Annotated in this window: 12 protein-coding genes; 2 read left to right on the top strand and 10 right to left on the bottom strand. The window is 33.8% G+C overall.

Translation table 11 applies throughout. The features are described 5' to 3' along the window. Window positions 1-20: 20 nt before the first annotated feature. From ACEN2I_RS07445 to uvrC, 8 genes are all read right to left on the bottom strand, one after another. Window positions 21-1,241, bottom strand: a complete 1,221-nt coding sequence (locus ACEN2I_RS07445; protein ID WP_441765467.1) for a peptidoglycan DD-metalloendopeptidase family protein — start codon at window positions 1,239-1,241, stop codon at window positions 21-23. Window positions 1,242-1,263: 22 nt separating this feature from the next. Beyond that, complete coding sequence (locus ACEN2I_RS07440) at window positions 1,264-2,205, bottom strand: tryptophan 2,3-dioxygenase family protein (RefSeq protein ID WP_441765466.1); 942 nt, start codon at window positions 2,203-2,205, stop codon at window positions 1,264-1,266. Then, window positions 2,205-2,975 carry a DUF3108 domain-containing protein gene (locus tag ACEN2I_RS07435; protein ID WP_441765465.1) on the bottom strand — a complete coding sequence of 257 codons (771 nt, stop codon included), beginning with the start codon at window positions 2,973-2,975 and terminating at the stop codon, window positions 2,205-2,207. The genes ACEN2I_RS07440 and ACEN2I_RS07435 overlap by 1 nt, the downstream gene beginning before the upstream one ends. Before the next feature lie 294 nt (window positions 2,976-3,269). Next, entirely contained in the window at window positions 3,270-4,430 is a 1,161-nt protein-coding gene (gene hppD / locus ACEN2I_RS07430; protein WP_441765665.1) for a 4-hydroxyphenylpyruvate dioxygenase, read from the bottom strand. Between the two features lie 152 nt (window positions 4,431-4,582). After that, complete coding sequence (locus ACEN2I_RS07425) at window positions 4,583-4,735, bottom strand: four helix bundle protein (RefSeq protein ID WP_441765664.1); 153 nt, start codon at window positions 4,733-4,735, stop codon at window positions 4,583-4,585. 175 nt (window positions 4,736-4,910) lie between these two features. Then, window positions 4,911-6,068 carry a homogentisate 1,2-dioxygenase gene (locus tag ACEN2I_RS07420; protein WP_441765464.1) on the bottom strand — a complete coding sequence of 386 codons (1,158 nt, stop codon included), beginning with the start codon at window positions 6,066-6,068 and terminating at the stop codon, window positions 4,911-4,913. Between the two features lie 215 nt (window positions 6,069-6,283). Further along, entirely contained in the window at window positions 6,284-8,677 is a 2,394-nt protein-coding gene (locus tag ACEN2I_RS07415; protein ID WP_441765463.1) for a patatin-like phospholipase family protein, read from the bottom strand. After that, complete coding sequence (gene uvrC, locus ACEN2I_RS07410; RefSeq protein WP_441765462.1) at window positions 8,652-10,445, bottom strand: excinuclease ABC subunit UvrC; 1,794 nt, start codon at window positions 10,443-10,445, stop codon at window positions 8,652-8,654. The genes ACEN2I_RS07415 and uvrC overlap by 26 nt, the downstream gene beginning before the upstream one ends. A gap of 138 nt (window positions 10,446-10,583) precedes the next feature. Between uvrC and ACEN2I_RS07405 the strand changes: the two genes are divergently transcribed. Further along, window positions 10,584-11,588: a succinylglutamate desuccinylase/aspartoacylase family protein gene (locus tag ACEN2I_RS07405; protein ID WP_441765461.1), complete on the top strand. Its 1,005-nt coding sequence runs from the start codon at window positions 10,584-10,586 to the stop codon at window positions 11,586-11,588. Continuing rightward, complete coding sequence (locus ACEN2I_RS07400) at window positions 11,551-12,120, top strand: 5-formyltetrahydrofolate cyclo-ligase (protein WP_441765460.1); 570 nt, start codon at window positions 11,551-11,553, stop codon at window positions 12,118-12,120. The genes ACEN2I_RS07405 and ACEN2I_RS07400 overlap by 38 nt, the downstream gene beginning before the upstream one ends. A 140-nt stretch (window positions 12,121-12,260) precedes the next feature. Here ACEN2I_RS07400 and ACEN2I_RS07395 read toward each other — a convergent pair whose 3' ends face one another. Together ACEN2I_RS07395 and pheS are read right to left on the bottom strand one after the other, a co-directional pair. Next, the gene (locus ACEN2I_RS07395) at window positions 12,261-12,668 is read right to left on the bottom strand and encodes a hypothetical protein (RefSeq protein WP_441765459.1); all 408 of its coding nucleotides are present in this window, start codon (window positions 12,666-12,668) and stop codon (window positions 12,261-12,263) included. 79 nt (window positions 12,669-12,747) lie between these two features. Continuing rightward, entirely contained in the window at window positions 12,748-13,767 is a 1,020-nt protein-coding gene (gene pheS, locus ACEN2I_RS07390) for a phenylalanine--tRNA ligase subunit alpha (RefSeq protein ID WP_441765458.1), read from the bottom strand. Between the last annotated feature and the right edge of the window lie 21 nt (window positions 13,768-13,788).

Raw genomic sequence — 13,788 nt, 5'->3', positions numbered from 1 at the left:
TATTCTATTTTCAAAAACCGTTACAGATTCCCAATACTATCCAACTCCCTCTTTAAAGGCTCCATTTGTTTTAAGAAACGTGTTTTGTCATTTCCTGTTAAAGATTCTCCGGTAGGTAAATTAAGACGGAGAGCATCTACCTGAATTCCGTTTTTCCAGAATCGATAGCAAACATGAGGGCCGGAAGCTAATCCTGTGCTTCCCACAAGTCCAATGGTTTGTCCTTGTGTAACACGCTGTCCGCGACGAACCAAAATTTTAGACATGTGCAAATATTGAGTCGAATACGTACCGTTGTGTTTTACTTTTACAAAATTTCCGTTTCCGGCAGTATATCCTGTTTGTTCTACCACTCCTGATGCAGTTGTAGAAATTGGAGTTCCTCTTGGTGCAGCATAGTCTGTTCCTTTGTGGGCTTTCCATCTGTGCTGTACAGGATGGAATCTGTTCATTGTAAATCTGGAAGTGATTCGACTGAATTTAATTGGCGTTTTTAAGAAGAAATTTTTCAAAGTTTTTCCTTCATCATCATAATATTCAATTTTTCCTGATGTAGTATCTTTTTGAAAAGGAAAAGCGTAAATAATTTTGCCTTTATATTCAAAAAAAGCAGCCTGAAGTTCTTCCACTCCATCATAAGTTTTTCCGTTAATAAAACGTTCTGTAAAAATTAATCCATAACGATCTCCTTTTTTAAGTTTAAAGAAATCGATAGACCATGAAAAAACTTTGGTAATTCGGGTAGCAAGAGCTGCTTCTACACTATTATTCCCAAGGGTTTCAGAGAGTGAACTTTTTAAAACACCTCCAATTATTTTTCTCTTTAATGTAACGGGTTTTACTTTTTTGTAAGCTATTGCAAGACTATCCCTTAAATCTATTACATAATAAGTAAGTGCATCTGGCTGATAAATAAAAACCTGCATTTTATTGGTTTTATTTTTAGACCTGAGAATAGTATAAGGTTTATTATAGCGAATCGCCCTTACATTAAAAGAATCTTTTACCTGAGAAACGATATCAAAAACTCTTTTATCCCCAATATTTTGACCTTGAATGATGGATCCGAAAGAATCCCCTTTTTTTATAGTATCGTGAATAACATTAAAATCTCCGTAATTAAATCCAAATTCTACTTTTTTAGGTTTTGGTTTACTAATTTTAATTTCAATTTTTTCTACTTTTTTATCACATGAAATTATTGAAAATAAGATGATTATAATTACGAATGCTTTTTTCAAACTTTTATTTTTTTTTCAGGAACTAAGCTGTTGGCTCATTTCCCCAATTAGACAATTCTTCTTCGGTCCACAATTTAGGAAAAAAGATGCGTCTTTGAAATTTTGGATGCATATATTTTTGCCAGTCACTTCCACCGGTTGCCTCACCGTTTCCTTTTCCGCTTTCCAAAATATATTTTATGGCCGTATTTAAATGCTGCATAACCCAGGTGATATTAACCGTATAATCATAATGACGCATAGCCAGAATTAAATCTGCATTTTGCTGATCCTGTTCCGGTAACTGGGTAAATTTTTGCCAGATATTCTTAGTTTTAAACGCAGCCATTTGACGCAGAAACTGTCCTTTGTATTTCTTTTCGAATTCGTGAAGCAGATACGATTTTTGACCAGTCTGATAATCTTTTCCGGCTGCCTGCCAATATAAATGCTCAAAAGAAGTTTCTAAATCGGTACTTTCATCAAAATTAGCTTTATATCTCCGATCTGTTAAATTTATAACATCAGTTGAAGCAAATTCTATTAATCTATACTGAGCACTCTGAAAACCACTTGCAGGAGTAAGCGTATTTCTAAATTTCATGTATTGATCTACTTCCATACCGTTTTCCATGATACTGAAAGAATTTGTAAGCATATCAAAGTAGCGTGTAATCCTGGAAAGCCTTTCACTGAAAAAATCAACCTGAATATCTTCTGTATCGGCTATCTGATCAATTTCCCACAGGATCATTTTAAAAATCAATTCGTTTACCTGATGATACATAATAAAAACCATTTCATCAGGAAGCGTAGTGCGTTGTATTTGAAGATTTAAAAGTGCATCAGTTTGGATGTAATCCCAATATGTAATTGGTTTTGACCAAAGCAAACCTTCAAGCTGAACATCCGTTTTTTGATTTATAGCTTTAAATTTAAGATCAATTTCTTTCAGGATTGATTCAGAATTATCTGTGGCATTCATTATTTTTTTACTTTAAATGGATATTTTAATCCTTTATATTCGTCGATATCAGCTTTAAGAGAACCAACTGCAAGATCAGCTTTTATTCTGACAGGAACTTTATTGTCATCATCTGTTATCCAAAGTGTTACACCTTCTTTTTCTTTAAAAACGCGACCTGTTTGTACTAATGGTTTGAAAACCATAGTTGCAACGGTGCCAAATTTAGTTGTAATATCCTGACGACCTATATATTTTAACTTAAATTTTGTGATCTCATCATCAAAAAACATGTCGATTGTAATGGAATCTCCTGATCTTAATTTATCGATATCGGGATGGTTTCGTAAATAATAAAAAGACGAGATTATATCCTGTACATCATCTTTTACAACAATTATTTTTTCTGTATTGCGTTTATAATCTTTCACTAAAACCCGATTTTGTGACTGACTAAAGAAACCTTCCTGATTTTTGGTATAACCTCCTTCATTTATTTTTCGGATATATCGATAAGGCTCTCCGGTTTCTTTATCAAAATAGCTTTCGTATAAATCCTCTACTTTGAAGAAAAACTTGGACATGCCAGTCGTGTAACCTTTACCCACGGCGTGAAAAACTTTTTTACCATTTGCAGTTCCCTCTTTAACCTCAAGAGTAGCATAACCTGCATTTACAATTCCGTAATGAATTCTAAATTTGAAATATTCTCCAACATCAAAAGCATCTTCTTTAAAGGTATCAAAACTTAGTGTTGTGAGAATTAATATAAATAGAGTTAGTTTTTTCATAATAAGACATTTACTGTTTATTAGCTATAAACGCAAATTTTATTCCAAATATACCAAAACAAAAAAACTCAGTCAAAGAATGACTGAGTTTTTATGCTATTAACTAACCAAAAAACTATAAATTATGAAAATTTATATCAATTCGGAAGGAAACCACCCCTTCCTGATTTGCGAGTGCAAAGATAGATACAAAGTTTAAATAATAAATAGCAAAAAGTGAGTTTAACAAAACATTTGCATAAAAATCATCAATTTATAGTGGTTTTTTTTACAATATGTAAATTTTCTGCGTTTTTACAAAGTTCCTCTTAATTCCTGTTCTCTTTCTATCGATTCAAAAAGAGCTTTAAAGTTCCCCGCGCCGAAACCTTTTGCACCCATTCTTTGTATAATTTCGAAGAAAAGTGTCGGTCTGTCCTGAACCGGCTTTGTAAATATCTGTAATAAATAACCATCTTCGTCAGCATCAACCATAATGGCTAATTTTTCAATTTCATTTAGATCTTCTTTCATCATATCCATATGAATACCTAATCTTTCCGGAATCGCATCATAGTATGTATGAGGAGGAGGAGATAAAAATTCAACACCTCTCGCTTTTAATTGTGACACTGTTTTGATAATATCATCTGTTGCAATTGCGATATGCTGAATACCTGGACCACCATAAAAGTCTAAATATTCTTCAATTTGAGATTTTTTCTTTCCTTCTGCCGGTTCGTTGATTGGAAATTTGATTCTTCCGTTTCCGTTAGACATTACTTTACTCATCAAAGCTGAATATTCCGTATTGATTTGCTTGTCATCAAATGACAGGAAATTCACAAATCCCATAACCTCTTCGTAGAATTTTACCCAGGTATTCATTTCGTTCCAACCTACATTTCCAACCATATGATCAATATATTTTAATCCTGTTGGTTCCGGGTTGTAGTCTGATTTCCATTCTTTGTAGCCTGGCAGGAAAACCCCTTTGTAATTTTTTCTCTCTACAAAAATATGAACAGTTTCTCCGTAAGTATAAATTCCGGAACGAACAACTTCTCCAAATTCATCTGATTCTACAGTTGGTTCCATAAAAGAACGAGCACCACGTTTCATCGTTTCTTCGTATGACTTTGTCGCATCTTCAACCCAAAGAGCCGCCACTTTTACCCCATCACCGTGTTTTTGAAGATGTGCATGAATAGGAGAATCTTGTGTTAATGGAGTCGTCAAAACAATTCTGATCTTGTCTTGTTTTAAAACATAAGATGCCTTGTCTTTTATTCCGGTTTCTAATCCGGCATACGCCAATGACTGATACCCAAAAGCGGTTTTGTAATAATGTGCCGATTGTTTTGCATTTCCCACGTAGAATTCTACGTAATCTGTTCCTAATAACGGAAGAAAATCTTGTGCTCCTTCGAAGATTTTTTCTAATCCGTATTCTACTGATTTTACTTCTTTCATAATAATTCGATAATTTGACAATGAGAAAATGAGATAATTTCTAAATACTTTAATCTGATCAATCTTGTAATTAATGTACTCTCTAATCTTCTAATTCCTCATCTTAGATGTTGCTATTATTTTATTTAAAAATTTTAAAATTTGTGATAATTCATTTAATAAGTTTTTACAATCAGGATAGCTTTTGTGTGCATCGCATAGTAACAGCCAATATCTGTTTCGTCTGCTTCTTTAATTGCAATTTTTAATTTATGAATAAAATCTGCTTTGCTTTCTGCATTTTGCGATTCTTTAGAGTTGGTTCCAATTGATGTTCCGCTTTTTAATAATTAATTAGCAATTACAAACTCTTTCGTTCTTTGTATTGTTCGTTGAAGGTCATTTTTTAATTAGAAAATTTGTTAATTAGATAATTTATTTTGTAAGCTTAAAATTACAATTTTTATTTATATTGTCTAATTATCAAATTGGCACATTGACTAATTATTCACACCATGACTTATAATACTGTCCGTCGTCGAGACCCATTGCTTCTTCGGTAACCATTAAAGGCCTGAAAGTATCAACCATAACAGCCAATTCCTGAGTTTCTTTATGACCAATACTGCGTTCCATTGCGCCAGGTGCAGGACCATGCGGAATTCCTTTTGGGTGCAACGTAATATGACCTTGCTCAATATTGTTCCGGCTCATAAAATCACCATCAACATAATATAGGACTTCATCAGAATCAATATTGCTGTGATTGTATGGCGCCGGAATTGCTCTTGGATGGTAATCGTATAATCTTGGGCAGAAAGAGCAAACTACAAAAGTAGCTGTTTCGAAAGTCTGGTGCACCGGCGGCGGTTGGTGAACACGTCCTGTTATAGGTTCGAAATTATGAATAGAGAATCCGTATGGGAAATTATAACCATCCCAGCCCACAACGTCAAAAGGATGAGTCGCATAAACGACTTCGTGAATCATACCTTCTTTTTTGATTTTAATTAAAAAATCACCTTTTTCATCATGTGTTTCCAATTCGTTTGGCAAGATAAAATCACGTTCGCAAAATGGCGAATGTTCTAAATGCTGACCCGATTGGTTTTTATAACGTTTTGGAGTATAAAAAGGAGAATAGGATTCGACATAAAAAAGTCGGTTTTCAGTAGTCTCGAATTCAATTTGATAGATAATGCCTCTTGGAATAATTAAATAATCTCCATATTCAAAGGGAATATTTCCTAACATAGTTCTTAATTTTCCTTTTCCTTTATGGATGAAAAGCATTTCGTCAGCATCTGCATTTTTGTAGAAATAATTTCGAAGCGATTCTTTCGGCGCAGCCAAACCAATAATACAGTCTTTATTGACTAACATTGCTTTTCGGCTGTCTAAAAAGTCATTTTCTGGTTTTAATTCAAAACCTTTAAAAAGAAGTGATTTTATATTTTTTCCGATTGCAATTTTTGGTTCAGCCGAATACGACTTTAAAATTTCTTTAACCTGTGTAGGTCTGTGTACATGATAGGATAATGACGAATGACCATGAAAACCTTCAGTACCAAACAATTGTTCGTAATAAAAACCTCCATCAGGCTTTTCGAATTTGGTGTGTCTCTTTTGTGGAAATTTTCCGAGTTTGTGATATAATGGCATGGCTTTTCAATTAGATAATTTGTAAATTAGATAATTCGAAAAATTTGAATTGTGTGAACAGATAATCAATTCAATATTATGATTGACTTATTCTCTCAATTCGGCGGTTTTATTCAGGATTTCTCTTGATAAGGAATTGAAGATATTCTAATAAACCTGTCCATTTTGTTTTCATTATAACAAATATCGTAATTTTTATTCAAGTAAATTAAAAATTAAAACAAAAATCCGATACTAAACCATGTGAAACCTTTGGAGTTTTCAGGTGACCATGAATATTTTACTTCTATAGGACCAATAATAGTTTCTAAACCATATCCCAAAGCATAACCAGAATATTTGGGCATCTTTATCCAATCGACAGTACTAAAAAGATCATCACCGAGATTGGCATAATTAGCAGAAAAATTAAAATGATTTTTTTTAAATATTTCATAGTCTAAAGTTATTGCCGCTTTTATATAACTATCGCCGGAAATACTCAGAAAATCATATCCATAAAAATAATTAAAGTTATTAACTTTATAATAACCGTATCCTCCCAGGATGTAATCAAAAAAGGGCACGCTGTCATTACCAAAAGCTAATCCTGCATCAGACTGAAATTTTATTGTTGCCTTATTAAAAACAGTTCTGGCAATTCCAATCCCAGCTTTTGCAGTAGAAAAAGGATTAAACTGACCAGTGTAATCTGATGAAGCCAGGTAACTCTGAATATCTCCTGAGAAATACCAGCCTGATTTTGGAAAGCTCTTGTTATCAAAAGAATCATATTTTAAATATCCGAACACACTAAAATAAGTACTTTCATCAATTTTAGGATCTATATTTCCGATTGTAGGAGATTTTATTTTTAGAAATTTATATTCCAGTCCACCCCCCATGAGAAACTTCTGTACAAAAATAGTTTGAAAATAAGCCTGATTTGTTATATCTAAAAAATCGACATTAATCAAATTAATATTGGGATTATCAGTAGACAAACTATTGATACTCTCTGTTACATTTCGGTTAAACTGATTCAGTTTTGAGTTAAAACCGAAACTGATATTAAAACCATTTTCTACATAATAATTAAAATCATACCTGAAATTATCACCCAAAACAATATCAAGAGATGTGTTGTCATTTTTTAGAAATGTCTTTTTGTGCGTTAAGTTTAACAAAACACCACTTTTATAAAGTCCGTCATAATGCAGGCCAAGCTTTAAATACGTTTGTGTTGGATTTTCTTTCAGAATAAGATTTAAATCATCTTTACCTTCATTTGATTCAAGCGAATAGGATATAGCACTAAAATTTTGCGTGGCATCTATATTATTTATTCCCTTTTGGAGGTCTTCGTAGCAAATTGTACTTCCAGATTTAAAACGAAGTTTACTTGTTATGTATTCTTTCGTGTAATTATCCAGTTTGGTGTTGTTTATTTTCTTTATTTCAAGTGTATCTGAAGCTATTTTTAATTTAGGTTTTTTATAAAAATTATGATCATCTGCCAAAGATTTGATTTTTTCATAAACCTCAAAAGTGGCATCTTCTCCTCTACGGATTATTTCACCGCCTTTATCAAATGAGATAACGCCATAATCACGAATATCGGGTTTTATATAAATATCGGTATCTGCAATTTTTTGCTTCATTTTATCAATAGACTGAAGATTCGTAATCTGAACCAAAATTCTGGTAGCATTTTTCAGACTTTTTCTGGTCAGTAAATCATCCTGCACATCGACACCTATTATAATATCGGCACCTAAATTACGAACTTCTTTAATCGGATAATTATTAACAACTCCACCATCAACCAATAATCTTCCATCAATTTCAACAGGTGAAAATAAGGACGGAAAAGCAGCACTTGCAACCATGGCCTGAGCCAAATTACCTTTGTTAAGCAACACTTCCTGACCTGTTTCTATATCTGTTCCAATACATAAAAAAGGAATTGGCAGTTTATTAAAATCACGAACATGGCGTACGTTTCTGGTCAGACTGCTTAATAAGTTATAATTATACATTCCTTTTGAAAGGGCTTCCGGAATTCCGACTCTTAAATTACTAAAAGGTAATACAATCGCATATAATTCGTCATTTCGTTTACCATAGAAATTTTTGGAACCTCTTGGAATATAATCATTGATTAGTTCGTCAAAATTGGTTTGTTTGAAAATAGAATCAATTTGTGCCGCATTATACCCTGTTGCATAAAGTCCTCCAATTATGGCTCCCATACTTGTTCCACCTATATAATCAATTTTTATTCCGGCTTCTTCCAGGACTTTAAGAACTCCAATATGCGCAAACCCTTTTGCCCCACCCCCACTTAAGACCAGTCCTATTTTTGGTCTTTTTACGCTATCCGTTTTTTTTTCTTGCGAAAAAGAATTTTCCTGGCTCAGCAATAAAAGTATAAAAAGAACCGTCTGCACGCCCCAGATGGAAATGTAAAACTGCGAGAGTCGAAAAGCTATTTTTTCCTGTAAAAAAAGAGCGACTTCAGAAGCTCCTTTATTTGCAGTAGAAAAAAAGTTTTTTGACCGAGTATTTGAAATGAACAGCTGGATAAGGCGCATAGAAAAGGTACTAATTGGTTTTGTAAAAGTCGACAATTTTTTTGGCTTTTGATACTCCTATTACATCAGAAATCTCTTTTTCTGTGGCCAATTTCAATCTTTTAACACTCTTAAAATGTTGTATTAACGTAAGCATTGTTTTTTCGCCAATACCCGGAATACTTTCTACAGACGAATTAAGTGCCGCTTTGCTGCGTTTGTCTCGATGAAAAGTAATTCCAAATCGGTGTGCTTCGTTACGCAATTGCTGAATAACCTTTAGTGTTTCGGATTTTTTATCCAGATACAGCGGAATCGAATCGCCGGGGTAAAAAAGCTCTTCGAGGCGTTTTGCAATTCCGATGATGGCAATTTTCCCACGAAGCCCTAATTCATCAATACTTTTTAGGGCAGCAGATAATTGTCCTTTTCCTCCGTCAATGATAATCAGTTGCGGAAGCGGTTCGTTTTCATCCAATAATCTTTTGTAACGACGGTACACAATTTCGGTCATCGAAGCAAAATCGTCTGGTCCAACAACCGTTTTTACGTTAAAATGACGGTAATCTTTCTTACTTGGTTTTCCATCTTTAAAAACAACGCAGGCTGCTACCGGATTTGTTCCCTGAATATTGGAATTGTCAAAACATTCGATATGACGCGGTTCATTTGGCAAACGAAGGTCTTTTTGCATTTGCGCCATGATGCGATTGACGTGTCGGTCAGGATCTACAATTTGCAATTGTTTCAATTGTTCGATTCGATAAAATTTGGCATTTCTGATAGATAAATCCAGAATTTGCTTTTTATCACCCAGCTGCGGAACAGTAACTTTTATCTTTTCACCCAAATCAACATCAAACGGAACAATTACTTCTTTTGATAATAATTGAAAACGTTCCCGAAGCTCAATTATCGCCAGTTCCAGTAATTCTTCATCAGTTTCGTCCAGTTTTTTCTTGATTTCCATGGTATGCGAACGAATAATCGAGCCATGAGAAATTTGTAAAAAGTTCACATAAGCCGCACTTTCATCAGATACAATCGAAAAAACATCAATATTGGTAATTTTTGGATTTACAATTGTTGATCTCGATTGATAATTTTCGAGGATTTCTATTTTTTCCTTAATTTTCTGTGCCTCTTCAAATTGTAAATTCTGTGCATACTGATTCATCAAACGCTTGAAGTCTTTCATGCTTTCCTTGAAATTTCCTTTGAGAATTTCGCGGATTGCATCTACCTGTCTTTGATAATCTTCTAATGATTCCAATCCTTCGCAAGGACCTTTGCAATTGCCGATATGATATTCCAGGCATACTTTAAATTTACCGGAATTGATGTTTGACACACTTAAATCATAATTACAAGTTCTTAACGGATACAGTTCCTTAATTAAATCCAGAATAGTATATACCATTTTGAAATTCGTATAGGGACCAAAATACTCAGACCCGTCCTTGATCATTCTTCGGGTTAAAAATATTTTCGAAAAAGGCTCTTTTTTAATGCAGATCCAAGGGTAACTTTTGTCATCACGAAGGAGCACATTATAGCGAGGCTGCAAGGTTTTGATCAGGTTATTTTCTAATAAAAGCGCATCAGTTTCAGTAGGAACGACAATATGTTTAATAGTTACTATTTTCCTAACCAATACATTTGTTTTCCTTGTATCGTGAATTTTATTGAAATAGGAAGAAACTCTTTTTTTTAAATTTTTTGCTTTTCCAACATACAATATCTTTCCGTCTTTATCGTAATACTGATATACTCCGGGATTGTCCGGCAGGGTTTGAATTTGAAGTTCTAAAGATGGCATTTGCATTGTATTTGTTTCTGGAGATAGGATAAAATCTTGTCAAAAATCATTCCGATTGCATTGGAAAGCTTAACACTGAAATATTTTCAAATTTACAAAATCAAAAGAATAATTTCTATATTTAGAGCCTCTTTAAAATTCGACATGAAAAACAATGCCCCAATAGTTCTTTTTGGCGAATCGATTTTGCCCGGAGAAAACAAAACGATAAATGTAGAAATTGCCCGATTGCATACTACAACCAAACTAAATATTCCGATTATTGTTCGCCGTTCTAAAATCGATGGTCCGGTAGTTTTATTCTCTGCCGGAATTCATGGTGATGAAATAAACGGTGTTGAAATTGTACGGCAAATCATCAGCAAAAAAATAAATCGTCCAACAAGAGGTACTATTATTTGTATCCCTATTATCAACATTTACGGTTTTGTCAACAAATCAAGGGAATTCCCTGACGGTCGTGATTTGAACCGTGTATTTCCGGGAAGCAAAAAAGGGTCACTTGCCAGTCGTTTTGCTTTTCACATTACCAATCAGATACTGCCAATTATTGATTATGCCGTAGATTTTCATGCAGGAGGTGCAAGCCGTTTTAACGCTCCACAAATTCGAATTACACATAATAATCCAAAATTAAAGCTTTTGGCAGATGTGTTCAGCGCTCCCTTTACATTGTATTCTAAAAACATCAATGGTTCTTTTAGAAACACTTCTGAAAAAGCCAATGTTAAAATGCTGCTTTTTGAAGGCGGTAAATCATTGGATATTAATGATCCGGTTGCTAATGAAGGCATAAAAGGAGTTAAGCGTTTACTCGATTATCTCAATATGCTTGATCCGAAACATGTTGTCGAAAAAGCCGATTTTCCTTCTATCTATATTAAAAACTCCGTTTGGTTACGGGCAAAACAATCCGGATTATTGCACGATTATAATATGATCAGCAGATTTGTCACAAAAGGGACCATTTTAGCCATCATTACAGACCCTTTTGGTAAATTTGAGCAAAAAGTAAAAGCACCGCATGATGGCTTTATCATCAACGCCAATCATTCACCTATCGTTTATCAGGGCGATGCTATTTACCATATCTCTAAAAATATTGACGAAAATGCCGACGAACAAGAAAGAATTAAGATTGCTTTATAAAAATCTCCGAAAAGAGCTTTCTCAACAAGATATTGAAGAAAAAAGTCTGGAAATAACCAATCAATTAATCCAATTGCCTATTTGGGATAAAACGTATTATCATGTTTTTCTTCCTATTGTAGAATTAAAAGAAGTTGACACAGAATTTGTTCTACACCTGCTTTCAGGAAAAGACAAAGAAATTGTGGTTTCTAAAAGTGATTTTGAAACCAGAATCATGACTCATTTTTTATTGACGGATAATACCAAAATAAAGAAAAACGAATACAACATTCCCGAACCTGTAAATGGTCTGGTGGTTCCTTCTCAAACTATTGAGGTCGTTTTTGTTCCGCTTTTGGCTTTTGATATTTTTGGAAATCGTATTGGCTACGGAAAAGGCTTTTATGATACATTTTTAGCCGAATGTAAACCTGAAACCATCAAAATTGGGCTTTCGTTTTTTGAAGCTGTAAATCAGATTGATGATGTTTTCGAATCAGATGTAAAACTGGATTATTGTGTGACGCCTAAGAAGGTTTATAGGTTTTGAAACTAACATCTCTAACGTCACTTCGAGTGATTTTTGATCTATGACTGCTTTTGAAAATATATTTTTATTCGTTTCTCTACTCAAAAAACACTCGAACTCATGAATCTTGCAATTAAAATCAATGAGTTTTTTTTTAAAATCTATTTCACCATAACACCTTCAACAAACAAAATCGGCACTTCTTCAGTGTTATTTTCGTTGATTAAGTTTGATTTAAAAATAAACTTCTTATCGTATAAAGTGTTTCCAATAAAGAAAGTGACCATAAATTCATTGTTCAAAATAAGAAGACTCTTTTCGATCATTTCGATTTTCACTACAGATACCGCCGGAACCTCAACAAAAGCATGACGTAAAATAGATGTTTTTTTCATTTCACCATCAATTGTTCCAAATGCTTTTGAAACCACCATCACACTGTCTAAATTAAAATCACTGTCGTTTACCAGATAAGCATACCATACTTTTTCCATAAAATCGTCGCTCCATTCCTGAACAGCGGCTAAGAATACGTTTTCTACTTCGGGGATTGTTATATCTTTTTTCATTTTTTCGTGAACTGTAAAATGTAAAAAGTGATTAGGAAGCAGGACTTCTAACTAATCACTTTTCACTTATAACTTAATTTTAAATATTTGCTTTGAATTGCTCTAAGAAACGAACATCATTTTCGTAAAACATACGGATATCGCCAATTTGGTATAAAAGCATCGCAATACGCTCTACTCCCATTCCGAAAGCAAAACCGTTGAATTCATCCGGGTTGATGTCGCAGTTTTTAAGAACATTCGGGTCTACCATTCCACAGCCTCCAATTTCTAACCAGCCGGTTCCTTTAGTGATACGGTAATCGGTTTCGGTTTTTAAACCCCAATAAATATCAATTTCGGCACTTGGTTCTGTAAACGGAAAGTAGGACGGACGTAAACGAATCTTTGATTTTCCGAACATTTCTTTAGTAAAATAAAGTAATGTCTGTTTCAAATCTGCAAACGATACATCTTTGTCAATATACAAACCTTCTACCTGATGGAAGATACAGTGTGAACGTGACGAAATCGCTTCGTTACGAAATACACGTCCCGGAGAAATAGTACGAATTGGCGGTTTGTGGTTTTCCATATAACGAACCTGAACAGACGATGTATGCGTACGCAACAGCACATCAGGATTTGTCTGAATGAAAAAAGTATCCTGCATATCACGAGCCGGATGATATTCCGGCAGGTTCAATGCCGTAAAGTTATGCCAGTCGTCTTCTATTTCCGGACCCTCGGAAACGTTGAAACCAATATTGGCGAAAATATCTATAATCTGATTTTTAACAATCGAAATAGGATGACGTGAACCAATAATTACAGGCTCTGAAGATCTTGATAAATCACCAAAAACCCCTTTTACTTCTTCTTTACTTTCAAGTTCTTCCTGAATAACTCTTACTTTTTCTTCAGCAACAGCTTTTAAAGTATTGATTACTTGTCCAAAGTCTTTTTTCTGATCGTTTGGAATATTTTTAAACTCTGTAAAAAGTTCTTTTAACAACCCTTTGCTTCCTAAATATTTAATACGGAATTGCTCTAAAGATTCTTTATTTTTATCATTAAAGGCCTTAGCTTCCTCTATATGCTGTTTTATCTTGTCTATCATTTTCCTTCTACAATTGAGAAT

The sequence above is a fragment of the Flavobacterium sp. W22_SRS_FK3 genome, from assembly GCF_052113665.1.
Taxonomy (GTDB): Bacteria; Bacteroidota; Bacteroidia; order Flavobacteriales; family Flavobacteriaceae; genus Flavobacterium.
The sequence above is the reverse complement of the archived record's forward strand: the minus strand, read 5'-3'. Positions and strand labels throughout refer to the sequence as shown.